A 25033-nucleotide genomic window follows, 5' to 3' on the forward strand; every position below is an offset into this window, starting at 1 on the left:
CAACTTAAAAGGTGTTTTTCATATTTTAATTTTTCTTCGCCATCACTGCTTTAGGTTGTTTTTTCACAGGTTGGCTCTTAGCCTCATTTAACACATTTTCTTCTTCCGACTTTGGCTTTGGTTTTTGCTCATTTGGTTTTGGAATTTGCACATTGGTGTTTTTCTCAGGGGTAGGGAGTTGGTTTTTCATCGCATTGCGATTTTCCTTGTTCTCTGGTTTCACAGTAGCGGAATTTAAAACGGGCTCTGCGGATGTTGGTTCTCTCTTATAGGTTCCGGAGGTAAGCAAACTGTTTGGCTCCTGGTTTATAACTGGTTTTTCAGTTGACAATGTTGAATCGCTATTAATATAACTTGTATCAATAGCCCGGCTTACTTCATAGTTATTTTGCTCCACCACAAAACTTTTAAACAAGCTCACACTATCTCTTCTTACCGCCACGAGTTGCTTATTAAAACGTACATCCAATACGTTATAATAATTCCAACCGGTTTTGTTCATGATGTTTTTGTAAAACAACAGTAAGCGATTGAACTTTTGTTCCATCTTCTCGGTATCACCAAACTGGATCAAATGATTGCCAAGTTTTGGCACCAACTCAAATTCATAATTATTAATGTTCACCTGGTCGACCTGCGCCATCCAGAAATCACTCTTCAATAAGAAATGACCCATTTGTTTCACCTGCTCCTGCAACACACTATCTTTTTTTCTCCCGGCAGTAGTTTCATTGGGGAAAGAAGTAAACACAGGCACACGTGCCACCTGGTCGTTAGTGATCGGTAACTGCTCACCCATATCATCAATATAAAACGACTGGCCATTTACCATAAATACTCTTGCTACTGGTTCACGCTCGGTAATATCAGCATGCAGCACATCATTATTATCAAAGAACAATTCTGCATTACGTATCCAGAGATTACGTTCCAGTCTATCTTCGAGCTGCTGCAGATCAAATGTTTTAATTGGTGCGCCTTTCATTAATTCAGGTCGACCACCTGAAATAGTATTAAGAATTTGTTTTTTACTTACATATTCCGTTCCATCAACACCTTTAATAGTAACAATAACATCCTTACAACGTTTCCCGTTTTTGTTACGGGCAGCAGCAACCAGCAGTACTATTGTAGCTGCACATACCACCGTCCACATGACAGTGAGTAAGAATTTTTTTACTGAAAATTTTTTACTGCTCATTTATATTATGATTCGATGTTCTTTTTTAAATCCTGCAGCATGGCATCTATATCTCCTGCGCCTGCTGTTACAAATACTACTCCGTTGTTGGTCGCCTGACCAACGACATCTTTTAATGTATTCAACAACTCTTCTTTTGTCATCACCTGTTTCTTCGAAAGTTTCATTTTGTTTAAGATGAGTTCACTTGTTACGCCCTCTATCGGTAATTCCCGTGCCGGGTAAATCGGCAACAACATCACTTCATCAGCCATATCAAGACTTGCTGCAAACCCATCAGCAAGGTCTCTTGTCCTTGTAAACAAGTGTGGCTGAAATGCCAACACCAGTTTTTTATCTGCAAAGAGGCTTCTTGCACCGGTGATCAATGCCTTTAGTTCTTCGGGATGATGTGCGTAATCATCAACAAAAACCACATCGCCTTCACCCGGAGCAATCACATATTCAAATCTTCTCTTCACTCCTTTGAATGCTGCAACAGCCGCTTTTATCTTTTCATCATCGATGTGCAGCACATGAGCAACTGCAATAGCAGCCAATGCATTTTCTACATTATGCAATCCACCCACATTCAGCAACACATCTTTCAACAACCAATCGCCAAACACTACATCAAACACATAACTGCCGTTTTGCACTTTTAAATTTGTTGCATGTACAGTTGCATTTTTATCATTGAGATGATACGTGATGTGATTGTCGGCAACCAAATCACTGTATCGTTTCAATCCATGTTTGCTGATGAGCCATCCACCGGGTTTAATTTTTCTTGTAAACTCGATGAACGCTTCTTCCATTGCTTCAGCAGTTCCGTAGATATCCAGGTGATCAGGATCCATTGCAGTGATCACTGCCACATCGGGACTGAGTTTGTGAAAAGAACGATCATACTCATCTGCTTCCACCACACACACATTATTATCACTTGCCCAGAAGTTGCGGTCATAGTTCACCGAAATACCACCAAGAAATGCATTGCAACCAAAACCACTGTGACGAAGCAAATGTCCCGTCATAGTACTGATGGTTGTTTTACCATGTGTACCTGCTATACAGATATTCAAAGAACTTTGTGTTATGATCTGCAATACATCACTCCGCTTTACCACACTGTAACCATTCTGCAAATAATACTGGTACTCTTTATGCTCCTTCGGAATAGCCGGTGTATAAACCACCAGTTGCACATCCTTTGGAATCACTTCAACATCTTCGTTGTAATGGATGTTAATTCCTTCCGTTTCCAATTGTGATGTGAGATGCGTAACTGTTTTATCGTAACCACTCACCTTCACTCCCTTCTCATTAAAGAACCTTGCGAGTGCACTCATTCCAATGCCACCAATTCCTACGAAGTACACTTCTTTTATATCGTTCAACTGAATCATTTCTTTATCAACTTCAATACTTCTGTTGCAATTACTGTATCTGCATTATCTACACCCAGCTTTGCAATGTTTTGTTTCAATTCGGTTTGTTTTGCTTCATCCTTCGCTAATGCAATGATGCTGCTTACTAATTTTTCTTTCGCCTCACTATCCTTCACCATTAGACCTGCATGCTTCTCAACCAGGTGTTGTGCGTTCACTGTTTGATGATCTTCTGCAGCATGTGGATAAGGAACAAACACAGCAGGTTTTGCTACCAAACATATCTCCGCAATGGCCATGGCACCTGCTCTTGATATCACTACATCAGTCGCAGCGTAAGCATTTTCCATCTCTTTAATAAAATCACTCACCCACACGTTTGCCTTACCGTTTGCTTTTATCTTGCCATGTGTTGCATAAGGTTTACCTGTTTGCCAGATCAGTTGCAGATCGTTTTCTTCAAACTGATCGATACCTGCATCAATGGCTTCGTTAATACTTTTTGCGCCAAGGCTGCCACCAACTACCAGCACTGTTTTCTTGCCGGGGTTCAAGCCAAAAAATTTCAGTCCTTCTTCCCTGCTGACTTCTGCATGTGCAATAGCTGCACGAACAGGATTGCCGGTGATCATCAATTTATCTGCAGGAAAAAACTTTTCCATCTTATCACTCGCCACAAACACTTTCGTTGCATTTTTTCCAAGCAGTATATTACTCTTGCCTGCAAATGAATTGCTTTCATGAATAAAAGTTGCTATGCCTCTACTCTGTGCATAACGCAGCACCGGAAAGCTGGAATAACCGCCAACACCTATTACTGCATCCGGCTGAAACTTGTTTATGATCGACCGCACCTGGAAAAAACTCTTTACCAGCTTAAACGGCAAACCCATGTTTTTTATCAAAGAACTTCTGTTAAAACCTGCTATATCCAACCCTTCTATTTTATAACCTGCCTGCGGCACTTTTTCCATCTCCATTTTACCCTTTGCGCCCACAAACAATATCTGCGCATGGGGTCTTAATTTTTTAATCGCATTGGCTATGGCGATTGCCGGAAAAATATGGCCACCTGTTCCACCACCTGCAAGTATGATCTTTACGCTCATGCCAGTTCTTCTTTAACGGTCTCAACTTTTCCTTCTGCATCTTCCACGTTTCTCGCCACACTTAGAATGATGCCGATGGACAAACAGGTAAACAGGAAACTACTTCCACCCATACTCACCAACGGAAGAGTTACCCCTGTTACCGGGAACAACCCAACATTCACTGCCATATTCGTCATTGCCTGTATCACCAATGTAAAACTCAACGCCAACGCAAGGAATGCACCGAACGCATAGGGACATTTCCTGAATAACCTGATACTTCTGAATAAAAAAACCATGTAGATGAATACAATGAATGATGCCCCAACCAATCCATACTCTTCAATAATGATAGCATAGATATAATCGGAATAAGGGTGCGGTAAAAAATTTCGTTGTTCGCTATTACCCGGACCAAGACCTAACATGCCACCCTTGGCAACGGCGATCTTAGCCTGCAACACCTGGTAAGGTGCTTCACTCTTCTCGGCATACATAAAATCCTGCACACGTTTGATCCATGTTGGTACTCGACCTGCCGATAATACTGCAGGCAATTCTTTCATCTTTCCTTCTTCCTTATCATAATATGCTCCTGCAATTGTGATGAGAATGATTACGGGAACTGCAACTGTTGCAGCGACTATTGCAATGTGTTTAAAACTTACACGACCAATAAACAACAACAACATGCTTGTTGCACCGGTGAGTAATGCGGTTGAAAGATTTGCCGGTGCAATTAATCCGCAGATGATTACAATTGGCACCATCATCGGAATAAATCCTTTACGGAAATCTTTGATGATATGCTGCTTCTTCGATAATAATCTCGACAGGTACATAAACAAAGCAAGCTTAGCAATGTCGGATGTTTGTACTGTGAGATTGATGATGGGCAACTTGATCCAACGACTACCATCATTGATCTTTGCACCAAAGAATAACGTGTAGATGAGTAATAGAATAGAAATGTAAAACAACATCTTGGCTACCCTTGAATAAATAGTATAATTTACCCTGTGTGCAAAGTAAACGATGATTATACCCAGGCTAATGAATGCAATCTGCTTGAAGAGATAGACATACGTGTTGCCTTTATACAATTTATAAGCTAATGAATTGGTAGCACTGTACACAACCAATAAACTCACCAACGACAATACAACCACGATTGCCCAGATTACTTTATCGCCACGGGTTTTATCCCGCAGCCCTGCCGGTGAAAATTTAGATGATATGTTTGCGATTTGATTCATTTGCTTTTTTTATGCTTCTATTTGTCTGACGGCCTAAGGGCCGTACTGACCAGCGTTACAGATCCCTTACTGCTTGTTTGAATTGGTTTCCCCTGTCTTCATAATTTTTAAACAGATCGAAACTTGCACATGCAGGGCTCAGCAATACTGCATCGCCTTTTTCTGCAAAATGATAAGCTGCTTTTACTGCATCTTCTGCACTTGTTGTGTTCACCATTAATGCAACCGTATCACCAAATGCTTCATGAATTTTTCTGTTGTCCAACCCCAGGCAAACAATTGCCTTTACTTTTTCTTTCACCAATTCTTTCAACACTTCGTAATCATTTCCTTTATCAACACCACCAAGAATTAAAATGGTTGGATGCGACATACTCTCCAGTGCATACCATGTAGAATTAATGTTGGTTGCTTTACTGTCATTGATGTATTCCACTCCTTTTACCATTGCCACCATTTCCATACGATGTTCAAGGCTTTCGAATGTGGTGACTGCTTCCCTGATCTTTTCTTTGCGGATACCTAAAGTAGCCGCTGCAATACCTGCTGCCATGCTGTTGTACTGGTTGTGTTTACCCTTGATCTTAAAATCATCTACGCTCATTGTTACTTTGTCGTCGTTCACTGCAATCGTCATTGTGCCGTCTTTAATAAATGCACCTTTTTGTGGTTCCTGTTTCATGGTGAATGGTAGTGGGGTTGAATGGATAGTAAGTTTTCTAAAATACTTTTCTGTTACCGGGTCATCGGGACAGTAAATAAAAAAATCGTTCTTCGTTTGGTTATTGGTGATCTTAAATTTTGCGTTGATATAATTTTCAAACTTGTAATCATACCTGTCTAAATGATCTTCGGTGATATTGATGAGTACAGCAATATCGGCCCTGAACTCTTTTATATCATCGAGCTGAAAACTGCTGAGCTCTGCGATGTAAACTTCTTTTGGATCGAGCGCCACTTGTTTTGCAATGCTGATTCCGATATTACCCACCAATGCACAATCCAACCCTGCATGTTTACAAATGTGGTAGGTTAATGAAGTGGTGGTTGTTTTACCATTACTTCCGGTAATAGCAACGATCTTGCTGTCGCCCTTAAAGCGATACGCCAACTCCACTTCACTGATGACTGTAATACCTTGTTTGCGTATCTTCTTCATCATTTCACTCTTCTCCGGAATACCAGGGCTCTTTACAATTTCATCTGCACTTAAAATTTTTTCTTCGCTGTGCATGCTCTCTTCAAACTCAATACCGTACTCCTTCAACTCTTCTTTGTAAATGTTTTTGATAGGTCCTGCATCGCTCACAAATACATCATACCCTTGCTTCTTTGCAAGAATAGCAGCGCCTGCTCCACTTTCGCCGCCACCTAGTATGTAACATTTATGCGCCATGTTCATTCAAGTTTCCAGTTACCTGTCACTTGTTACCGGTAACTGGAAACCGGTAACTGATCTTCTGGATTTTGGTTTTTCTGCTTTTTTTATTTCCAACAGAGAAATAAAAAAGGCTCTTCACAAGTATGGGTTAGTACAGGACCTCAGAGGTGCTACATAGATGGTTCTCTTTTAAGTCTTACATAGGATTGGTTGGGTAAGGATTGAAAACCAGGGGTGGTTTTTCAATAACCTCTTTAGCGAATTTTGAGCGTAACAATTGCAAGCACTACGCAAAGGATCGTTACGATCCAGAAGCGGGTAACAATTTTACTCTCATGAAATCCTTTCTTTTGATAATGATGATGCAGCGGACTCATTAAGAAGATTCTTCTGCCTTCACCATATTTTCTTTTCGTGTATTTGAAGTAAGCAACCTGCAGCACCACACTCAGGTTCTCTACTAAAAACACTCCGCAGAAAATGGGTATCAATAATTCCTTTCTTACTAAGAATGCCAGTGATGCAATAACACCACCTAACATTAAACTACCGGTATCGCCCATGAACACCTGCGCAGGATATGAGTTGTACCATAAGAAACCGATACAAGCACCTACCATTGCAGCGATGAAAATGGATAACTCGCCAATGCCGGGTATATATAAAATGTTGAGATAATCAGCTAAGCGAATATTACCACTTGCATAAGCGAAAATCCCTAAACAAATTCCAATGACTGCCGAAACACCAGTTGCTAATCCATCAATACCATCGGTGATATTTGCACCGTTAGATACGGCAGTAACAATGAAGATGACGATCAACACATACAACAACCATGTTACACCACGTATAGCTTCAGGTAATAGTTTTGAATAATTGAATTCATGATTTTTTACAAACGGAATGGTTGTTACCGGTTCGTTTGCTTTGATCATTGTTCTTTCTTTTCCATCAAGCTTTACCACTCTTACATCGGCATTTGCAGGAAGTTCTGTTCCGGTAAACTCACGGTATGCACTTACAGAATCGTTGAACATTAACGTTGTTGCTACCGCAACACCCAATACAACCTGTCCTAAAATCTTAAACCATCCTGCTAAACCATCCTTATCACCTTTCTTATAAGCTATTCCTTGCTCCTGCGCCAAACGTTTTGCACGAAGTTTTAAGTAATCATCAATAAAACCGATCATGCCCATCCAAATTGTTGCAAACAACATGAGCAGGATATATACTTTGCTTACATCAGCTAATAACAGCGTAGGAACTACAATTGCAAGGATGATGATGAGGCCACCCATTGTTGGTGTTCCTTTCTTTTGTTGCTCACCCGCCAAACCAAGATCACGAACCGTTTCACCAACCTGGCGCCTACGCAGATAGTTGATAAGTTTTTTTCCGAACACAGTTGAAATGATCAGTGATAACAATACAGCCAGCATCACCCTGCTGGTGATAAACTGGAACAGATTGTCGCCCGGGAATTTGATCCCGATACTGTTCAACCAATCAAATAAGTTTTTTAACATGTGTTCTGTTTTATCGTGAATCGTCAATGGTGAATCGTGAATAGCTACTCATCATTGATTACTCATCACTCATCACTCATCTTTCTAATAATTCAAACATTTCTTCCAGTACCTTCTTATCATCAAAAGAGTATTTAATGCCTTTAATGTCCTGGTACTTTTCGTGACCCTTGCCTGCAACAAGAATGATGTCTTCGTGTTTTGCAAGACTCACGGCTGTTTTGATCGCTTCTTTTCGATCAGCGATTGAAATAAATTTTCTTCTTGCTGCACTGCTCAAACCAAATTCCATATCAGCCAATATCTCCAATGGATCTTCACTACGTGGATTATCACTTGTGAAGATCACCCTGTCGCTAAGTTCACAAGCCACTTCACCCATTACCGGACGTTTTGTTTTATCTCTATCTCCACCGCAACCAATCACAGTGATGATCTGCTCATGCCCCCTTCTCAACTTTTTAATGGTGCTCAATACATTTTCCAATGCATCGGGTGTGTGTGCATAATCAACAATACCGAGAATGAGATCCTTTGGTGAAATGATGTAATCGAATCTTCCTTCAGCACCGGTTATACCACTTAACACCTGCAACACTTTATTCTTGTCCTCATTTAACGAAACAGCTGCACCGTAAACTGCCAACAGGTTGTATGCATTGAATTCCCCGATCAAACGAAAATGCACTTCCTCATTATTCACCATCATCTGCAAACCCGTCAGGCTGTTCTCCAATATCTTTCCTTTGAAATCGGAAATACTCTTGAGACCGTAATACAACCTCTTTGCTTTTGTATTCTGCAACATCACCTCACCTCTCTTATCATCCTTATTACTAATGGCAAACGCATCAGCCCCTAGTCCATCAAAAAAGCTCTTTTTTACTTTGATGTATTCATCAAAGGTTTTGTGATAATCGAGGTGATCATGAGTAATATTGCTAAACAATGCGCCTTTGAATTGAATGCCTGTTATACGATGTTGGTGAATTGCATGACTGCTGCACTCCATAAATACATAAGTGCAACCCGCATCGTACATCTGTTTTAATAAACTGTTCAGGTTGATGACATCGGGAGTTGTGTGTGTTGAAGGATAAACCTTATCACCCACATGGTACTCAACTGTTGAGATCAAACCACAGCGATAACCTAAACCACTAAACAGTTTAAATAATAATGTTGCAATGGTTGTTTTACCGTTAGTGCCCGTAACACCAACCACTTTCATTTGCTCACTCACATTTCCAAAGAACTGGTTGGCCATTAAGCCCGCAGCTTCTGCACTGTTTGCAACTTGTATGTAGTTTACATCATCGTTCAATTGCTCCGGTAATACCTCGCATATCACTGCAGTTGCTCCCAACTCAATTGCTTTATTAATAAACTCATGCCCATCAACTGACACTCCTTTCATTGCAATAAAGCAAGTACCTGGCTTCACCATGCGTGAATCGATCTGCAAATCATTCACATCAACATTCGTTGCACCGTGAACGCTACGCAAATGCACTTTGTACAATATGTCTTTTAATACTGCCATCAGTTGAGAGACAACGTTATTTCTTGTCCTTTCGCAACAGGTGTACCTGCTGCAATAGATTGATTATTGATTCGTCCTTTACCGTTCACTTTTACTTTCACACCTGCTGTTTCCAATACATACAATGCATCTTTCAATCCCATTCCTTTTACATCAGGCATTAATTTCCCTTTCGTGTCCACTGGTAGCGGTTGAACATTATTATTTTTCACGAATGAACGGCGCCAGTTACCGGCCAGCTGATCGGTATAACTAAATCCAAATTGAGTTGAGATTACCTGCAACTCACTCTTCATTCCATTGAATGTGTACAGCATAGAATCAGCAATGGCAGACAATTGATAAGGTTGCTGCTGTTCCTGGCTGTATTTATAAAGATGGTCAGCAATTTCTCTGAATACGGGAGCTGCCACAGATCCTCCATAGTAGTTAGCCGCATGTGGTTTGTTCTTCACCACCACAATGATGGAATACTTCGGCGCTTCTGCAGGGAAATAACCTGCAAATGCTGACTGATACACGCCATCACGATATTTATATTTTCCATCATTCACTTTAGCTGTGCCTGTTTTGCCTGCTGCTTTGTAAGGAGCCGTTTCAAATTGTTTCCTGGCAGTGCCTTCTGTGCAAACTGCTGCTAAACATTCCTGCAGTTGTTTGATGGTAGCTTCACTTGCAATTGCATCATTTAATACAACAGGTTCATTTTTCCTGATCACTGTTCCGTAACTCCTGATCTCGTTCAAGAGATAAGGCTTCATCATTTTTCCATTGTTTCCAACGGCGTTGTACACCATCAGCATTTGCAACGGCGATACCATCAATTCATATCCAAATCCCCACGACGCCAATGTTTGCGGATGCCAGTTCTTTGGTTTTACTTTATTAGGGTTACGAATGAGCGGACTAAATTCTTCGTTCAGCTCTATACCTGTTTTTGAAGTAAGATGAAGTGCGCTGAAGTGCTTGTAATACTCTTTAGGTTTACCTGTATAATATTGGTAAGCCAGTTTACTCATTGCCACATTCGAACTTTGTGTAAAAGCTGTTTTAATACTTGTTACTTCAGGTCCATGATGATCATCAACAATTGTTCTTCCATTCAGATTCCAACGACCACCATGTATTGCGATGTTATCATTGATTGTTACGTGCTTATCTTCCAACGCAGCAAGCAGTGTTACAAGCTTTACAGTTGAACCTGGCTCTGAAGTGCGTAAAGCATAATTATCTGTTTCGAAATAGGTACCGTCTTTTGTGCGACCAAGATTTGCAATGGCTTTTATTTTTCCAGTAGCTACTTCCATTACAATGCATGTACCTTCCAATGCTTCATTGGTTGTCATGGTACGCATCAATGCACGTTCAGTAATATCCTGGATGTTTACATCAATAGTTGTATACACATCATCACCGTTTTCCGGTTCCACTTCAAAACCTTCCACCGGCATCATTACACCTCCAGCAACGTATCGAACCAGGCGCTTACCGGTTGTACCACGCAATACACTATCAAATGATCGTTCAAGTCCAACAAGCTTTGAATTTTCCCGATACAAACCAATGGTACGGAAACCAAGTTCACCAAATGGGTTAAGTCTTTTTGTTTTTACTTCAGCGATAAAACCACTCTTGTTGCGACCTAAACGCACCAGCGGAAACTCACGCAGCTGTTTGTAATCTTCAAACGAAACTTTTTTATGAAGCAGGTAGTAACGCTCTTTATCTTTATATGCCTGCTTTAATTCCTTTTCGTATGTAGCTGCATTCTTATCGTTGAATAAACCTGCCAAAGCAATGCTTAGTGAATCAATATTCTCTTTAAAATTCTTACCACTCTTTGCACGCAAACCATCGGCACCAAAATCAATATAGATATCAAACTGTGGTAACGATGTACTTAACATGCTTCCATCTTCGCTATAAATAGTGCCACGCTCTGCATCAAGATCAAGTATCTTCGTATGCAAACTATCTCCCATACTCTTCCAGTAGCTGCCTTCAATACGTTGCGTATAGAAAGCTTTGCCAAGAATGAGCAAGCCAAAAAGACTCAACCCGAGAAATCCCAGGTACACACGCCACAATATGTCTTTTTTAACTTCCATTAATTGTCTTTCAGTTTTGTACTGTCGGTTAATTTGATGGGTTGCTGAATATTTTCTTTTAAACCTATTGGTTCAACTGCTTTTGATACTTCGCTTAAACGGTTTTGGAACATGAGTTTACCATTGAGTGTTTTGTACTCATACTCTTGTTCTTTTAACTGTCTTGTGGTTTTGTTGATATTGCGGATGGTGTTATCGGCGTAATGGCCATTGGCGATGTATATGATCGCCAGCAGGGAGAGAAAGAGGAAGTATGGAACGTTCTTAACGATCCACTGGTAATTCAACCACTTCTTAAAATCGATCTTTGGCTCTTTTACTGCCATTGGTTTGTTTGTAGTTTCCTGTGTTCAGTTTGTTTGTTGCTTAGTTTTTACAAGGGTTAAAGTTTTTCGGCTATACGTAACCGTGCACTTCTGGATCTTGAATTCAGTTTCTGCTCTTCAGCCGTTGGTTCTATTGGTTTCTTCGATATGATCTTAAATACCTGTTCTTTTGTTTCCCTTTCAAACGGGTTATAGGTTTCCTGTTCAAAACTTCCTTTTTTGAAAAAGTTTTTCACCAGTCTGTCTTCCAACGAATGAAAGGAAATGATAGCCACCCGGGCTTTGGGTTTAAGTACGCCGGGCAATTGCTCTAACAATTCTTTCAACACACCTAATTCATCATTCACTTCAATACGCAATGCCTGGAATACCTGGGCGAAATATTTATTGGGATTACCCTTTACCACCGGTTGCAACGCCTGCTTCAACTGCTCAATTGTTTGAAATGGATTACTGTTACGTTGCTGAACGATTGTTGCAGCGAGTGTTTTTGCATTGGTTACTTCTCCATACTGTTCAAACAATTTGTGCAATTGCTGTTGCGAATAAGTGAGAAGAATAGAAGAAGCTGTTACTGGTTGCGACGGATCCATACGCATATCGAGCGGACCATCGAACCTTGTAGAAAAACCTCTTTTACCTTCATCAAACTGGTGACTCGAAACTCCTAGGTCGGCTAAGATGCCGTCCACTTTTGCAAAACCGTTCAGTTTTAAAAAGCGGTTAAGATGTTTAAAGTTGTGCGGAACAAAAACGATACGTTCATCATCAGGAAGGTTGCGTTTAGCATCAGGGTCTTGATCAAAAGCGATCAACTTCCCGTCTTTTCCCAAGCGTTTCAAAATCTCCCTGCTGTGACCACCGCCGCCGAAAGTGCAATCAACATAAACGCCATCAGGATCTATGTTTAACGCATCAACGGCTTCCATCAGCATTACAGGAATGTGATAAACATCCTGTTGCTGATCGACCTTTTGCGGGTCTGCAGCTTGTATTTTTTTTTGTTTCGCCATCTTTCTTACAACACCGGAGGTTTCACCATCACCTCATTCGCCAGGTTGCTGAAATCGTTGGCTGAAAGGGCTTCAAAGAACTGTTTGTACTTATTACTATCCCATATTTCTATCTTATTTCCCTTGGCAAACAACACTACATCTTTATCAAGCCCTGCAAATTCTTTCAGTTGAGCAGGCACCAGTAAACGACCTGCAGAATCAAGCTCGATGGTGGTTGCTCCGTTCAAAAAGTAGCGTTGAAATTGCCTTACCTTCGGATCAAAATCGTTTAAAGAACTGATGTGGGTGAAAATGGGTTCCCAATGTTTAGAATGGTATAAAGAGAGACATGAGTCTAAGCCACGGCTGATCACAAATTGGCTGTTCCACTCTTCCGGCATTTGCTTTTTAAAGCCAGCCGGGAGCAGGAATCGACCTTTTGCGTCGAGCGTAACCTCATATTCTCCCAGAAAACCAATCATTTAAGCGATTTTGAACGAAAAATTACACATTTACACACAAAATAACACTTTTTCCCACTTTCGAACCAAAAGTGTCAAGTTTTATTTTTTCCACAACTCGCTGAGTCTTACTGGCAAAGGATTAGAGATGAATAATGGCCCCTTTTTGTGGATAGGCCTGTGGATTACGGTGAATAGCCTGTGGAAAAGCCATTTTTCAATGTGAATTAAACTTTTTTGCGATGATTGCTTATTCAGGAACACCGCTTATTAAAAAACTGGGGATCACAGATCAGCTCAAGTTGCTGATCATTAACCCGCCCGGTGGAATAGATGTTTATTGGCAGTTGATTGCGGCCAATTGTTCATCGCAGATCTGCAAGCCAAAAGAGCGGCCCGGCTTTGTTCATCTTTTCGTTACCTCACAAAAAGAATTTCTTCAACAATTCAATAAAATTGAAAAGCGGCTGAGCGGCAACGTTAGCCTGTGGGTGAGCTGGTATAAAAAGAGTTCAGGCATTGCTACTGATGTTACTGAAGACTGGATACGACAGTTTGCTTTATCGAACAATTTGGTAGATGTTAAAGTGTGTGCTGTTACTGATCAATGGAGTGGGTTGAAGTTGATGATACCGGTTGCGAAAAGATGATCATTTCTTCAACGGCAGATCAACTGTAAACGTACTACCCTTTCCAACTACACTATCGGCTTTTACCTTACCACCATGGGCTTCCACCATTGTTTTTACATAGCTGAGGCCAAGACCAAAACCTTTTACATTATGCACGTTGCCCGTGTGTGCACGATAGAATTTTTCAAACACTCTTGATAAGGTTTCTTTATTCATACCAATACCATGGTCTTCTACCGTGATACGAATAAACTTACCTAAGTTTTTTGTATTGATGTGTAGTTGAAACGAATCATCTTTTGAATACTTCAAGGCATTATCAACAAGATTGTTAATGAGGTTGGTTAAATGCACTTCATCTGCATCCATTAAATCGTTTGTTGCATTTAATTGCACATCCACTTTCCCTTGCTTCTCTTCAATTTGTAACTGGAGATTGCTTAACACATTGCGGATGATCGCATGCACATGCAACTCCCGTAAATTCAATTGCACTTCCTGCCGCTCCATTTGTGCCGCCTGCAGAATTGACTCCACATGTTTGTTCATGCGTTTGTTTTCATCCTTGATCATGCCTGTGAAATAACCAAGCTTCTCAGGGTTGCTGAGCACCTTTTCACTTTTTAATGCATCAACTGCCAATGAAATTGTTGCAAGTGGTGTCTTTAACTCATGCGTCATATTATTGATGAAATCATTCTTCATATCGCCGAGTTTCTTTTGACGCAACAATGTTCTTATCGTCAAGAAAAAGGCAGTAATGATGATGAGTGTAAATAGTATTGAACCGGTGATCATCCAACCCAGCGATTGTAATACATAACTTTTTACATCGGGTACTACAATTACAAATACTTCATCAGGTGCCAGGCTTTCAAGTATACTTCCACTGCTCGCCACCAAGGGATACCATGCTTTTAAATTATGCACCGTATCAGAAGCCATATCCATAAATCGTGGCGACTTTAATTCATAGTGCCCAAATACATTATCACTCGCCACCGCAAATTCAAACTCTGTATCTTTTAAATTATTTCTGACAAATGCTTTCTGCAACTTTTCCCTGATCTCGTAAATAGTAAACCTGTTGGTAACGGAAAACTGTTTGTAAACATCATACCCATCGCCTGGAAACTTCATACCCGGCATGCGGCCAAGGTTATTAAACGCATCACTACGCTGCACCACCAATTCTTCGCCCACCTGTTGTATAACAGCCGCTAATTTTTCTTTCAATTGTTCTTCCCTTAAAAACGCAAGATTTCTTAACCAGGATACCTGTATATAAATGATCCCCATTAATGAAAGTGTGATCAAGCCAATAATGATGGGAAACGTTTTCTTCATGTAGAAATTTTACTATTGTCATTTACCTTTTTGGGGCTACCTGCAAAAATACCTGTGAAAATAACAGGAAATCGTCTATTTCGCAGAAGCAATTTGTTTTAACGTGGCTTTGACAGAACCCAATGCAAAAAAATGGAAATTTGAAAATTCCGATGTAAATTAATGATATGATTGAACCGGCTAGTGGCATATTACTGATATCTGATCCTTTTTTAAAGGATCCCAATTTTATGCGTACCGTAGTGTTGCTTTGTGAGCATGATGAAGCGGGAAGTTTTGGGTTAGTGATCAACAGAACATTTGAGCAAACACTCAATGAGCTGATCAGCGATCTTGAAGGACATACAGTTCCCGTTTTCTATGGCGGCCCTGTTCAAATGGACACACTTCATTTTTTACATCAGCTTCCCAACGAAATACCAGGCGGACAGGAAATAACAAAAGGCATTTTCTGGGGCGGCGATTTTGATATTGTATTAAGCATGCTCAAAAATGAAACACTAGAGCTGGATAAAATACGTTTTTATCTCGGCTATAGTGGTTGGAGCAATGGGCAACTGAAGGATGAGATGAAAGAAAAAAGCTGGCTAACGGTGAACGCCAGCCGCAATATTGTTTTTCACAATGAAACAGATAATATCTGGAAAGAAGCAGTAAAATCAATGGGTGGGCAGTATAGCCAGATCATTAACTACCCGATTGATCCACAGTTGAATTAGGTTATGACATTTGTTTCAATTTCCCTCAATCTCGACTACGCTCGATTGAGTAAACCGCCCTTCGACTCCGCTCAGGGCTACTACACCTTCACTCTCGAAAAACTTAAACTCTTTACCATCCAGTTGGGCAAAGGCTTTTCCGGCTTCCTGTTTTTAAGATTTAGATACCAACCAATTTTTTTGAGGATAGGCACACGATGTGTTTCTACATACTCGATCCATGTGCCATCGGGATCTTCGTTGTAAGAAAAGTGGCCTGCTGCTTCACCCATATCAAAACTGTTGGCACTGTCAACTGTAAATGGAAAACCATTTTCATTGCAAATGCGCTCATGCTCTTCGTAACCATTGATATCAAAGCAGAGGTGAATATACCCTTGATCACCCCAAAAACGGTTCTCAAATATTTTCTTTGGTGTACGATCTGTTACTTCAATCAATTCAATATAAGTCGGCCCAAGAAGTTTTGAAAATGCACCTTCCTGTTTACGTGTATGACCAAGCATCACACGTTTAAAATGATGTTGACCACCGGGCATTTTGCTAAACTCTTCGTAATGACCTTCATCTAGAAACAATTGCTTATCGTAGCCCAATATCTTTTCATAAAAAGGAATTGCTTTAGCTATGGAACTAACGCCGATGGTTACGCCACAAACACCACCCGTGTGTCTTCCGGTATCACCAAACCAATTATCATCGGCCATAACTTCAAAAATATTTCCGTAAGGATCTTTCAAAAAGAACGATTCAATACCACCGGGATTTTCTTTCGGCGCACTTAATAAATTCAAGCCTGCTTTCTGGTACTCAGCATAAGCTGCTTTTACATTTTTACATTTTATTTTGATAACGAAGATGCCTGTATCGCCCAACTGCACTTCAAAGGCTGCAGGTTGCGATTTACGACTGCGGTATTCCCAAATTTCAAAGCCACCGCCACCCTGCATATTCAACGCTAGAATGGCATAACGTTCGTGACCTTCACCACCTGTATAACGTTTCATCAGCTCCGCACGGGCTGCATCTTTAAACACCACCACATCGGTACCGAAATGTTTGTTATACCATACAAAAGCTTCGTCGGCATTTGTAACACCGATACCAACCTGCTGAATACCACTGATGATCCTGCGCATATCAAAATTTTTGAAGTGCGTGAAGATAGGAAAGATGCAGAAAAAAACCGCAGCGTCAGGCTGCGGTTCTTTCACAATTAATCAAGCTGCAATTTCTTTTCCTTCGGATATTTTACGCTGTACTTCAATTCCATTTTCTTCACTTGTTTCGGCTCAATGATGTATGTCCAGGTGACGATCTTTGTTTCATCATTCAATTTTCCTCCCTCATGTTTCAAATCGTCTACTTCAATTTCTTTTAACGTAGAGATGGGAAACTGATCTTCGAGGATGATATTCACCGGCACGTTTTTGTTATTGCGAACAACGATCTCGTATTGCTTTGTATCTGTACGGTTACCGCCCAGGAATTTCTTATTGCTGAACTCTTTCAATAATGTTCGTTTAACTGTAATGCCTTTATCCACGCCCAATGATAGCGACAGTGTATCCGAATCGTTTGAAAGATCGAGATAAGATTTGCCGAGAAATGTTCCTTCAAAAAATAAATTGGTTTCCCCGGGAATTAAGTTCAGATCCTGCCAGTTAATTAGTTTGGCAGTGAGGTAAGCAGCTTCATCCAATTTCGGTGCGGTGTAATATTCATAATAGGAATCAATACTTTTTTCGTTGATGCTCATCGTGTTTATTTTGCCATCGTTGTTCACTGTGGCAATTTCCTGTATTTCGTATTGCGTTGTAATGGGCTGGAAAGTATTGATCACTTGTAATGGAATAGATTTGGCTTCCTTCTTCATACTGGACATTCCTCTTATTTGTACACCGGCAACTTTACCCTGCAATCCATCCTCTACTCCATAACCTGTTACAACAACTTCCTGTAAATTATTAGCCGCCGGTTTCAATGCCACGTTAACAAAACTTCTTCCCGCAGCAAATTCATACGGCTCATACCCAACATAAGAAACCAGTAAGCCTTGATTTATTCCACTTGCTTTTAAACGATAAAAACCATTTGCATCGGTAACAACTGATTGCGTTGTTCCCTTCAACATTATACTTGCACCGGGTAGTGGCACACCTTTATCATCAGTAATTCTTCCCATCAACATTTGATCACTTCCTCCAATAGTCCATTGCTTCATGTAATTGCTCATCTGCGCATCTACATAAGAAATAAACCAGGGATTGATCAGGGGTTTTGAATTATTATCGCTGGGATTTCCCGTTGATAAAACAAGTTTAATATTGTTCCAATTCTCACCACTTGTTTGATAAACATTGGCATTCATTTCAAGTTGTAGTTTGCTCACCACATCTTTTACACGAATATTATAAGTAGGATACCAGCCGGCTTTTTGCACGAGATAAGTTATTTCAAAGGGAACAGTTGCGGTTTCTTTTACATCCGCCAATACCACAATTTCATTGGTAGAAAGATCAATTTTACGACTCATTTCAGTTAGTTGATTTGCGAGTTTGCTGCGTTCCTTATTCATCTCTTCGATCTCTTTTTGCAACGATAGTTGTTGCTTCAACACTTCGGTTAAACGTTGCCGTTGAAAATCGAGAGCTTGCCGTAACTCTTCTGGTTTTAATGTAACGGTTGAACCTGCAATCTGCTGGTTTTTGATGAGCATGGTCTCCTCCTGCTTAAATACTTCCAGCACTTTTGACGTAAGACCGATCTTATCATTGAGCTGAAAAAATTTCTCCTGCGTAGTTTTAATCTCTTCTCTTACTTCCTGTTCTTTCAAATAATCACGTTGAACACGTACAGATAGAATTGTGAGTTTGCCATCGGCTTTCACCTGTACACTTTGCTTTTCAATATCGGTAGAAATGCCGGTGAAAACGATCTCCTGTTTCCCTGTTTGTATGGATTGCCTGCCTGTGCGTTTTACCTGTGCCCCTTTTGTGAACACAGTCACCTGTTCCATTTTTGTTTCAATGGTTGTACGTTTTACCTGCTGTGCTGTTACTAAAAAAGGAGAGAAAAGAAGGGCGAGAAAATAGATCGCTGCTTTCATAAACAATTGTTTTATGAAGGCTTGATGCAGATGATCTAAAGATTACATAAAACAAAAATCCCCGCTTAAAGCGGGGGATTTTTAAATTCTTAACTGTAAAATTATACAGCTTCACTTCCTTCTACCAGTACTGTTACTTTATTGTTCAGCACTTCTACAAAACCACCCTGGATCTTATACAGTTCGTTACGGTTCTTTTCAACCAGGATCTTTAATTGACCTGCTTTCAAAGCACTTACTAACGGAGCGTGATTATCCAACACTTCAAAGCTACCGGCAATACCAGGCAACTGTACGCCAATTACCTCGCCGCTGTATGTTTTTCCGAGTGGAGTTAATATTTCTAAATTCATACAATTTGAAAATTTGTGAATTTGAAAATTTGAAAATTGACGGGCGTTATTTTCAAATTAACCCATCTTCAAATTTTCAAATTGATTTTACCCTTTCGCTGCTGCCATTAACTTCTTACCTTTTTCGATGGCATCTTCAATTGTACCAACAAGGTTGAATGATGCTTCAGGATATTCATCCACTTCACCATCCATGATCATGTTAAAGCCACGGATCGTGTCTTCGATGCTTACGAATACACCTTTCAGACCGGTGAACGCCTCCGCAACGTGGAATGGCTGAGAAAGGAAACGCTGCACTTTACGTGCACGGAATACAGTCATTTTATCTTCTTCACTCAATTCATCCATACCAAGGATAGCAATGATATCCTGCAGTTCCTTGTAACGCTGAAGGATCAACTTCACACGGTTTGCAGTATTGTAATGTGATTCACCCACAATTGCAGGAGTAAGGATACGTGAAGTAGATTCCAACGGACTTACCGCAGGATAGATACCAAGATCGGCAATCTTACGATCCAATACCGTTGTTGCATCAAGGTGAGCAAATGTTGTTGCAGGTGCCGGATCGGTCAAATCATCCGCAGGTACATATACCGCCTGTACGGAGGTAATTGAACCGTTACGTGTTGAAGTGATACGCTCCTGCATCAATCCCATCTCAGTTGCAAGTGTTGGTTGGTAACCTACCGCTGAAGGCATACGGCCTAACAACGCAGATACTTCAGAACCAGCTTGCGTGAAACGGAAGATATTATCAACGAAGAACAAGATATCTTTTCCTTTACCTGTACCATCTCCATCACGGAAATACTCGGCAATTGTCAAACCACTCAATGCCACACGAGCACGTGCACCTGGAGGTTCGTTCATCTGGCCAAACACGAAGGTTGCTTTTGATTCTTTCAAACCTTCCATATCCACTTTAGAAAGATCCCATCCACCTTCTTCCATACTATGTTTGAAAGCATCACCATATTTCATGATACCTGCTTCAATCATTTCACGCAACAGATCGTTTCCTTCACGGGTACGCTCTCCTACACCGGCAAATACAGAAAGACCACCATAACCTTTTGCGATATTGTTGATCAATTCCTGGATCAATACGGTTTTACCCACACCCGCACCACCAAACAAACCAATTTTACCACCCTTTGCATATGGCTCGATCAAATCGATTACTTTGATACCTGTAAACAGGATTTCGTTTGAAGTACTGAGGTTTTCGAAAGCGGGTGGCTTAGCATGAATCGGGCGGCCTGTGGCTTTGCTCACCTGGGGCAAACCATCAATTGCATCTCCAGTTACGTTAAATAAACGGCCATTAATGAGTTCACCGGTTGGCATCAGGATGTTTTTACCGGTATCTGTTACTTCCATACCACGAACGAGACCTTCAGTACCATCCATTGCAATGGTACGAACGCTATCTTCACCAAGGTGCTGCTGAACTTCCATAACAAGCACTTCACCGTTTGGGCGTTTTAATTCAAGAGCACTGTAAATTTCGGGGAGTGTACCGTCGAACTGAACGTCTACAACGGCACCGATAACCTGTTTTACCTTACCAGTATTGGCCATATTAAATGTTATTTAAAAGAATGGTTTTGAAAACTGGCCGCAAAGGTAAGGGTGCAGGGGTGAAATGTAAAATTGAAAACGGGATAATTTAGAAATGAGGAAAAAATGTTGAGGAAAGCTGGTTTTAAAGGATTTGACATGGTTTTTGCCCCTTATTCTGTCGCTAAATGAAGTTATATAATATCACTTTCCCAAAACTTTTTATTCCCTTTGTGGTTATTAGCTCAGTTTTCATTTTTAAATGTTCCATTATGAGAAAAATAGCAACCAGGTTAATTATTATGACGGCCCTTTTTTCTACCGCTGCCGCCTGCAATAATCCAACAGAAAAGAAAACAGAAACAGAAGTAAAAGAACCAATGCTGAAAGAAGAAAGGGTTACTTACAACGGCGACAATATTATAATGAATGGGTTTGTGGTGTATGATGAGAATAAACAAGGTACCCGCCCGGCTATTTTAGTGCTGCCCGAATGGTGGGGTTTGAACGATTACGGCATGATGCGGGCACGGGAACTGGCAAAACTCGGCTATATCGCCATGGCTGTGGATATGTATGGCAATGGTAAAACGGCCGATAATCCGGATAGTGCCGGGGCATTTGCCGGGCCTTTTTATCAAAATCCGCAAATGGCGAAGACCCGTATTGACGCTGCTTTGGCAAATTTGAAAAGCTATGCACAAACTGATACGGCGAATATTGCAGCCATCGGCTATTGCTTCGGTGGTGCTATGGTATTGAATAGTGCCCGCATGGGATTAAATGTGAAAGGGGTTGTAAGTTTTCACGGCAACCTTGTCGGCACGCCCTTAAATAAAGATTTGTTGAAAGCAAAGATTCTTGTCTGCCATGGAGCTGCCGATCCTTTTGTACCCGCTGCTGAAGTGGCTACATTTAAAAAGCAAATGGATTCTGTTGGCATTCCTTATACATTTAAAGAATATGCAAATGCTACACATGCATTCACTAATCCTAATGCAACCGCAATGGGTGAGAAATTTAAGATTCCCATTAAATATAATGCAGCTGCAGATAGTGCCAGCTGGAAGGATATGAAAGATTTTTTTACATCGCTGTTTCAATAACAACACTAATCGCCAAAATAAAAAAAGGACTTTTTTGAAAGTCCTTTTTTTATTTATGACCGTAAATTCCGAAGAATAAAAATGTAAGCTGCACAATTATCTGTGTTTCTACACAGTTATCAATTTGCAATCAGCAATAGTAGGTTTAATGAACTGCTGCAACTAGTTTCGCCGAAACAAAATCAATTGTATCTCATGAAAAATTATTTCTTCGCAGCTATCGCTGCCTCTGCTCTCCTCTTCGCTTGTAAGAAAAACGACAAAGAAACTACTTGTGAAAAAACTGTAGCTGCAATTGCAGGAAATTACAAAGTCACAAAAATAACTTTGGCTGGTCAGGATATTACAAATCAGTACTTCTCTGAAGCTTGTTTAAGAGATGATGTTTATGAATTAAAGGCTGACAAATCGGTGGTTTATACCGATGCAGGTACTGCTTGTGCTTCATCTTCTAGTGGAACAGGAACTTGGGATGTTGTAAGTGGACGTCTTACAGTCACTCATTCAGGCGATGGAGACGATTTTGATGGTAATGTAACTAACAAATGTAATGGCTTAGAAATCTCTGAAAGTTTTGGCGGCCAGTCATTGGTTTTTACATTAACCAAACAGTAATTTCAAAACTTTAGTATAAAAAGGAGGCCGACGAGCCTCCTTTTTGTTTACTTATATTATTTGATTACAAATTTTTTATAGCAATCCCCACCCTATTGCCTTATTCACCGTTTTTGCAACAGCACCTAACGCCGCATTGATCGTACTTTCTACTGCAATTAAACCCAATCCTTTTATACTCATCAGTACAGTACGAAAAGCACCTTTCTGAATTTCAATATGAAGTTGTGCTTCTTCTTTTGTGATCTTTCCTTCCAGTTTTAGTTTTTCTATCAGCAACAGTTTGTTGGCCATGTTTAAGGTCTCACCTTCTGCAAATGGTTTGGCATCTTTCCAGAATTTTCCAAGATTATTTTTTGCTGCGCCGAGCATATCATTAATAAGTGCAGTGGTATCAAGTGCCATAAGAAAGATTTAAGATGATTGGTTGAAGGAAGGGAGTTTATAATTAATCAGCTTTAGCTCTTTGTTTCAACGCCATCATAAAACGAATGATGGCGCTATACTGTGTTTCAAATGCATCTTTCAACAACATTACTTCCTCTGGTAGAAGCAAACCATTTGCTTTGCCTTTATGTAATGTTTCAAGCCTGTTGACATTTGCTTCAAGCTCATTGATCATACTCACCACTGTTTTATTTTTATCGATGGCTTTATTTCTGATGCGTACTGTTGCTGCTTTTACTTTCAACTTCTGATAAAATTCTTTCTGTTGCTCATACTTCATTGCAGCTGATGTTGGTTCGCTTTCGAGCTTTACAAAAAAAGCTGAAGTTGCTTCCTGCATCTCTGTAACAATCTTATCAGTAATCTCATCATACGGAGCAAGCAAGGTTACTTTACAGGAAGTAAAAACTAGAAAAGCAGTTATGAACGTAAAGATCATTTTCCTGCTTAAATGTGTAGTAACAGGCATTGTTGAAAGGTTGAATAAACAAAATACAAATCATCTTCAATAAAAAAAATGATGAATAATTGACGTAGATAAAATACATTCGACCAATCAAAACTGAAACTCATGGCGCTACAACCCTGGCGAACCGGCACAATCATCCGTATTGTAGATGAAACTCCCAACACAAAACGTTACTGGATACAACTTTCTGAAATTGATGTTTTTGATTTTAAACCGGGGCAATTTGTACAGCTTGAATTTCCTATTCACGAACAACAAAGCAAACGACTCCGAAGCTATAGTATTGCTTCATGGCCCGATGGCACAAATGTATTTGAACTGCTGATCGTATTAAACGAACAAGGCGCAGGCACCACCTGGTTATTTGCCAATGCAGTAGTGGGAACTGAAATACCTGTGCGTGGTGCAATGGGTGTGTTTACATTACCTGATCCTATTGAAAAAGATATCTTCTTTATTTGCACAGGAACAGGCATTGCACCTTTCCGCAGCATGTCGCACTACATAAAACTTCACAACGTGCCGCATAAAAATATTTACCTGCTCTTCGGTACACGTAAGAAAACTGATCTGCTTTATTACGAAGAGTTGAGCAAATTGCAGGAAGAACTTCCGGGCTTTCATTATATACCTACATTGTCGAGAGAAGAATGGGAAGGGCGTAAAGGTTATGTGCATCCTATTTACGAAGAATTATGCGCAGGTAAACAAGAAGCCAATTTTTTCCTTTGCGGATGGAAGGCCATGATCGATGAAACAAAAAAACGCATCATGGATATGGGCTACGATAAAAAAGCCATTCACCAGGAATTATATGGCTAATCTTCATCATTGTATCAGATGAGTTGAAACAGTTTTTCTGATGACTTTCATCAATTTCTGTAAGTCATTCAACTGCGACCTTTCGCCTTTCAAATCATAATTCCTGTTGCAAACATATTCATACTAACATTTCTGAATAAGTTTTTGCATATTAACAACAGGCGAAAGAAGAAATGACGTAATTTAAAACCGCAATCAAACCATTTCAATTATGGGTGCTGCCTCACTCATTATATTAATCCTTGCTGCCATTGCCTTTTCGGCTGGTGCTATCCTTATAGCAAAAGTGGTGACCAAAACCACAAAAAATAAACAAAAAGCCGAACCTTATGAATGTGGCATCCCAACCGTGGGGCCAAGCTGGATCCAGTTTAATGTAGGTTACTATTTATTCGCTCTTATCTTTTTAATTTTTGATGTGGAGCTAATCTTTTTATATCCATGGGCCGTTGCTGCAAAGCAGGTAGGCTTATTAGCTTTGGTTGAAATCATTATTTTCTTTTTCATTTTATTCATGGGCTTTTTATACGCACATAAAAAAGGTGCGTTAAAATGGAAATAAAAACAAAACAGCAAACAGTACC

General features: G+C 40.2%; 25 protein-coding genes. 7 read left to right on the top strand and 18 right to left on the bottom strand.

What is annotated here, in order from left to right:
- Positions 1-25: 25 nt before the first annotated feature.
- From ACO1QW_RS13195 to murD, 5 genes are read right to left on the bottom strand one after another with little or no spacing between them, the layout of a single operon-like run.
- Positions 26-1201, bottom strand: a complete 1176-nt coding sequence (locus tag ACO1QW_RS13195; protein ID WP_486259237.1) for a cell division protein FtsQ/DivIB — start codon at positions 1199-1201, stop codon at positions 26-28.
- A gap of 5 nt (positions 1202-1206) precedes the next feature.
- Positions 1207-2589, bottom strand: coding sequence for a UDP-N-acetylmuramate--L-alanine ligase (gene murC, locus ACO1QW_RS13200; RefSeq protein ID WP_486259238.1), 1383 nt, complete (start codon positions 2587-2589; stop codon positions 1207-1209).
- Complete coding sequence (murG, locus tag ACO1QW_RS13205) at positions 2586-3680, bottom strand: undecaprenyldiphospho-muramoylpentapeptide beta-N-acetylglucosaminyltransferase (protein WP_486259240.1); 1095 nt, start codon at positions 3678-3680, stop codon at positions 2586-2588. Before murG ends, murC begins: the two co-directional genes overlap by 4 nt.
- A complete protein-coding gene (locus ACO1QW_RS13210; protein WP_486259242.1) occupies positions 3677-4918 on the bottom strand; it encodes an FtsW/RodA/SpoVE family cell cycle protein in 1242 nt (413 codons plus the stop codon). Before ACO1QW_RS13210 ends, murG begins: the two co-directional genes overlap by 4 nt.
- Positions 4919-4973: 55 nt before the next feature.
- Complete coding sequence (gene murD, locus ACO1QW_RS13215; RefSeq protein WP_486259244.1) at positions 4974-6314, bottom strand: UDP-N-acetylmuramoyl-L-alanine--D-glutamate ligase; 1341 nt, start codon at positions 6312-6314, stop codon at positions 4974-4976.
- Here murD and ACO1QW_RS13220 point away from each other — a divergent pair.
- Positions 6313-6477: a hypothetical protein gene (locus tag ACO1QW_RS13220; protein WP_486259246.1), complete on the top strand. Its 165-nt coding sequence runs from the start codon at positions 6313-6315 to the stop codon at positions 6475-6477. The genes murD and ACO1QW_RS13220 overlap by 2 nt on opposite strands.
- A gap of 76 nt (positions 6478-6553) precedes the next feature.
- Here ACO1QW_RS13220 and mraY read toward each other — a convergent pair whose 3' ends face one another.
- The 6 genes from mraY to mraZ all read right to left on the bottom strand — a co-directional run bounded on the left by mraY (position 6554) and on the right by mraZ (position 13285).
- On the bottom strand, positions 6554-7831 hold the full coding sequence (mraY, locus tag ACO1QW_RS13225; protein ID WP_486259248.1) for a phospho-N-acetylmuramoyl-pentapeptide-transferase: 1278 nt from the start codon (positions 7829-7831) through the stop codon (positions 6554-6556).
- 76 nt (positions 7832-7907) lie between these two features.
- Positions 7908-9374, bottom strand: a complete 1467-nt coding sequence (locus ACO1QW_RS13230) for a UDP-N-acetylmuramoyl-L-alanyl-D-glutamate--2,6-diaminopimelate ligase (protein WP_486259250.1) — start codon at positions 9372-9374, stop codon at positions 7908-7910.
- On the bottom strand, positions 9374-11482 hold the full coding sequence (locus ACO1QW_RS13235; protein WP_486259252.1) for a penicillin-binding protein: 2109 nt from the start codon (positions 11480-11482) through the stop codon (positions 9374-9376). The genes ACO1QW_RS13230 and ACO1QW_RS13235 overlap by 1 nt, the downstream gene beginning before the upstream one ends.
- Positions 11482-11808 (bottom strand): FtsL-like putative cell division protein, encoded by a 327-nt coding sequence (locus ACO1QW_RS13240; RefSeq protein ID WP_486259254.1) that lies wholly within the window; start codon positions 11806-11808, stop codon positions 11482-11484. The genes ACO1QW_RS13235 and ACO1QW_RS13240 overlap by 1 nt, the downstream gene beginning before the upstream one ends.
- Positions 11809-11864: 56 nt before the next feature.
- Complete coding sequence (rsmH, locus tag ACO1QW_RS13245) at positions 11865-12821, bottom strand: 16S rRNA (cytosine(1402)-N(4))-methyltransferase RsmH (protein ID WP_486259256.1); 957 nt, start codon at positions 12819-12821, stop codon at positions 11865-11867.
- 5 nt (positions 12822-12826) lie between these two features.
- Positions 12827-13285 carry a division/cell wall cluster transcriptional repressor MraZ gene (mraZ, locus tag ACO1QW_RS13250; protein WP_182801999.1) on the bottom strand — a complete coding sequence of 153 codons (459 nt, stop codon included), beginning with the start codon at positions 13283-13285 and terminating at the stop codon, positions 12827-12829.
- Between the two features lie 221 nt (positions 13286-13506).
- Between mraZ and ACO1QW_RS13255 the strand changes: the two genes are divergently transcribed.
- Positions 13507-13914, top strand: a complete 408-nt coding sequence (locus tag ACO1QW_RS13255; protein ID WP_486259258.1) for a hypothetical protein — start codon at positions 13507-13509, stop codon at positions 13912-13914.
- Here the strand turns inward: ACO1QW_RS13255 and ACO1QW_RS13260 are convergent, their stop codons facing one another.
- A complete protein-coding gene (locus ACO1QW_RS13260) occupies positions 13915-15243 on the bottom strand; it encodes a sensor histidine kinase (protein ID WP_486259260.1) in 1329 nt (442 codons plus the stop codon). It lies immediately after the preceding gene.
- 167 nt (positions 15244-15410) lie between these two features.
- On the opposite strand from ACO1QW_RS13260, the gene ACO1QW_RS13265 reads away from it, so the two are divergent.
- Positions 15411-15962 (top strand): YqgE/AlgH family protein, encoded by a 552-nt coding sequence (locus ACO1QW_RS13265; RefSeq protein ID WP_486259261.1) that lies wholly within the window; start codon positions 15411-15413, stop codon positions 15960-15962.
- An 80-nt stretch (positions 15963-16042) separates the two neighbouring features.
- On the opposite strand, the gene ACO1QW_RS13270 is transcribed toward ACO1QW_RS13265, so the two are convergent.
- The 4 genes from ACO1QW_RS13270 to atpD all read right to left on the bottom strand — a co-directional run bounded on the left by ACO1QW_RS13270 (position 16043) and on the right by atpD (position 21011).
- The gene (locus ACO1QW_RS13270; protein ID WP_486259263.1) at positions 16043-17101 is read right to left on the bottom strand and encodes a VOC family protein; all 1059 of its coding nucleotides are present in this window, start codon (positions 17099-17101) and stop codon (positions 16043-16045) included.
- 77 nt (positions 17102-17178) lie between these two features.
- Positions 17179-19071: a DUF4139 domain-containing protein gene (locus ACO1QW_RS13275; RefSeq protein WP_486259264.1), complete on the bottom strand. Its 1893-nt coding sequence runs from the start codon at positions 19069-19071 to the stop codon at positions 17179-17181.
- Between the two features lie 101 nt (positions 19072-19172).
- On the bottom strand, positions 19173-19424 hold the full coding sequence (gene atpC, locus ACO1QW_RS13280) for an ATP synthase F1 subunit epsilon (RefSeq protein ID WP_486259266.1): 252 nt from the start codon (positions 19422-19424) through the stop codon (positions 19173-19175).
- An 87-nt stretch (positions 19425-19511) separates the two neighbouring features.
- Positions 19512-21011 (bottom strand): F0F1 ATP synthase subunit beta, encoded by a 1500-nt coding sequence (atpD, locus tag ACO1QW_RS13285; protein WP_486259267.1) that lies wholly within the window; start codon positions 21009-21011, stop codon positions 19512-19514.
- Positions 21012-21262: 251 nt separating this feature from the next.
- On the opposite strand from atpD, the gene ACO1QW_RS13290 reads away from it, so the two are divergent.
- Entirely contained in the window at positions 21263-22096 is an 834-nt protein-coding gene (locus tag ACO1QW_RS13290; protein WP_486259269.1) for a dienelactone hydrolase family protein, read from the top strand.
- 195 nt (positions 22097-22291) lie between these two features.
- On the top strand, positions 22292-22711 hold the full coding sequence (locus ACO1QW_RS13295) for a lipocalin-like domain-containing protein (RefSeq protein WP_486259270.1): 420 nt from the start codon (positions 22292-22294) through the stop codon (positions 22709-22711).
- A gap of 75 nt (positions 22712-22786) precedes the next feature.
- Here ACO1QW_RS13295 and ACO1QW_RS13300 read toward each other — a convergent pair whose 3' ends face one another.
- Both ACO1QW_RS13300 and ACO1QW_RS13305 read right to left on the bottom strand, forming a co-directional pair.
- Positions 22787-23116 (bottom strand): hypothetical protein, encoded by a 330-nt coding sequence (locus ACO1QW_RS13300; RefSeq protein ID WP_486259272.1) that lies wholly within the window; start codon positions 23114-23116, stop codon positions 22787-22789.
- Between the two features lie 43 nt (positions 23117-23159).
- The gene (locus ACO1QW_RS13305; protein ID WP_486259273.1) at positions 23160-23627 is read right to left on the bottom strand and encodes a hypothetical protein; all 468 of its coding nucleotides are present in this window, start codon (positions 23625-23627) and stop codon (positions 23160-23162) included.
- Between the two features lie 102 nt (positions 23628-23729).
- On the opposite strand from ACO1QW_RS13305, the gene ACO1QW_RS13310 reads away from it, so the two are divergent.
- The gene (locus ACO1QW_RS13310) at positions 23730-24449 is read left to right on the top strand and encodes a ferredoxin--NADP reductase (protein ID WP_486259275.1); all 720 of its coding nucleotides are present in this window, start codon (positions 23730-23732) and stop codon (positions 24447-24449) included.
- A 211-nt stretch (positions 24450-24660) separates the two neighbouring features.
- Complete coding sequence (locus tag ACO1QW_RS13315; protein ID WP_486259277.1) at positions 24661-25011, top strand: NADH-quinone oxidoreductase subunit A; 351 nt, start codon at positions 24661-24663, stop codon at positions 25009-25011.
- Positions 25012-25033 lie beyond the last annotated feature (22 nt).

This window comes from Lacibacter sp., from assembly GCF_057361365.1.

Excerpts from the sequence above, each read along its gene's own strand:
- ACO1QW_RS13300 (WP_486259272.1), bottom strand. The coding sequence starts at position 23,116 with ATGGCACTTGATACCACTGCACTTATTAATGATATGCTCGGCGCAGCA.
- mraY (WP_486259248.1), bottom strand. The coding sequence starts at position 7,831 with ATGTTAAAAAACTTATTTGATTGGTTGAACAGTATCGGGATCAAATTC.
- ACO1QW_RS13310 (WP_486259275.1), top strand. The coding sequence starts at position 23,730 with ATGGCGCTACAACCCTGGCGAACCGGCACAATCATCCGTATTGTAGAT.
- ACO1QW_RS13260 (WP_486259260.1), bottom strand. The coding sequence starts at position 15,243 with ATGAAGAAAACGTTTCCCATCATTATTGGCTTGATCACACTTTCATTA.
- rsmH (WP_486259256.1), bottom strand. The coding sequence starts at position 12,821 with ATGGCGAAACAAAAAAAAATACAAGCTGCAGACCCGCAAAAGGTCGAT.
- ACO1QW_RS13210 (WP_486259242.1), bottom strand. The coding sequence starts at position 4,918 with ATGAATCAAATCGCAAACATATCATCTAAATTTTCACCGGCAGGGCTG.
- ACO1QW_RS13195 (WP_486259237.1), bottom strand. The coding sequence starts at position 1,201 with ATGAGCAGTAAAAAATTTTCAGTAAAAAAATTCTTACTCACTGTCATG.
- ACO1QW_RS13240 (WP_486259254.1), bottom strand. The coding sequence starts at position 11,808 with ATGGCAGTAAAAGAGCCAAAGATCGATTTTAAGAAGTGGTTGAATTAC.
- mraZ (WP_182801999.1), bottom strand. The coding sequence starts at position 13,285 with ATGATTGGTTTTCTGGGAGAATATGAGGTTACGCTCGACGCAAAAGGT.
- atpD (WP_486259267.1), bottom strand. The coding sequence starts at position 21,011 with ATGGCCAATACTGGTAAGGTAAAACAGGTTATCGGTGCCGTTGTAGAC.
- murG (WP_486259240.1), bottom strand. The coding sequence starts at position 3,680 with ATGAGCGTAAAGATCATACTTGCAGGTGGTGGAACAGGTGGCCATATT.
- ACO1QW_RS13290 (WP_486259269.1), top strand. The coding sequence starts at position 21,263 with ATGAGAAAAATAGCAACCAGGTTAATTATTATGACGGCCCTTTTTTCT.
- ACO1QW_RS13275 (WP_486259264.1), bottom strand. The coding sequence starts at position 19,071 with ATGAAAGCAGCGATCTATTTTCTCGCCCTTCTTTTCTCTCCTTTTTTA.
- murC (WP_486259238.1), bottom strand. The coding sequence starts at position 2,589 with ATGATTCAGTTGAACGATATAAAAGAAGTGTACTTCGTAGGAATTGGT.
- ACO1QW_RS13255 (WP_486259258.1), top strand. The coding sequence starts at position 13,507 with ATGATTGCTTATTCAGGAACACCGCTTATTAAAAAACTGGGGATCACA.
- murD (WP_486259244.1), bottom strand. The coding sequence starts at position 6,314 with ATGGCGCATAAATGTTACATACTAGGTGGCGGCGAAAGTGGAGCAGGC.
- ACO1QW_RS13305 (WP_486259273.1), bottom strand. The coding sequence starts at position 23,627 with ATGCCTGTTACTACACATTTAAGCAGGAAAATGATCTTTACGTTCATA.
- ACO1QW_RS13220 (WP_486259246.1), top strand. The coding sequence starts at position 6,313 with ATGTTCATTCAAGTTTCCAGTTACCTGTCACTTGTTACCGGTAACTGG.
- ACO1QW_RS13315 (WP_486259277.1), top strand. The coding sequence starts at position 24,661 with ATGGGTGCTGCCTCACTCATTATATTAATCCTTGCTGCCATTGCCTTT.
- ACO1QW_RS13235 (WP_486259252.1), bottom strand. The coding sequence starts at position 11,482 with ATGGAAGTTAAAAAAGACATATTGTGGCGTGTGTACCTGGGATTTCTC.
- ACO1QW_RS13270 (WP_486259263.1), bottom strand. The coding sequence starts at position 17,101 with ATGCGCAGGATCATCAGTGGTATTCAGCAGGTTGGTATCGGTGTTACA.
- ACO1QW_RS13230 (WP_486259250.1), bottom strand. The coding sequence starts at position 9,374 with ATGGCAGTATTAAAAGACATATTGTACAAAGTGCATTTGCGTAGCGTT.
- ACO1QW_RS13265 (WP_486259261.1), top strand. The coding sequence starts at position 15,411 with ATGATTGAACCGGCTAGTGGCATATTACTGATATCTGATCCTTTTTTA.
- atpC (WP_486259266.1), bottom strand. The coding sequence starts at position 19,424 with ATGAATTTAGAAATATTAACTCCACTCGGAAAAACATACAGCGGCGAG.
- ACO1QW_RS13295 (WP_486259270.1), top strand. The coding sequence starts at position 22,292 with ATGAAAAATTATTTCTTCGCAGCTATCGCTGCCTCTGCTCTCCTCTTC.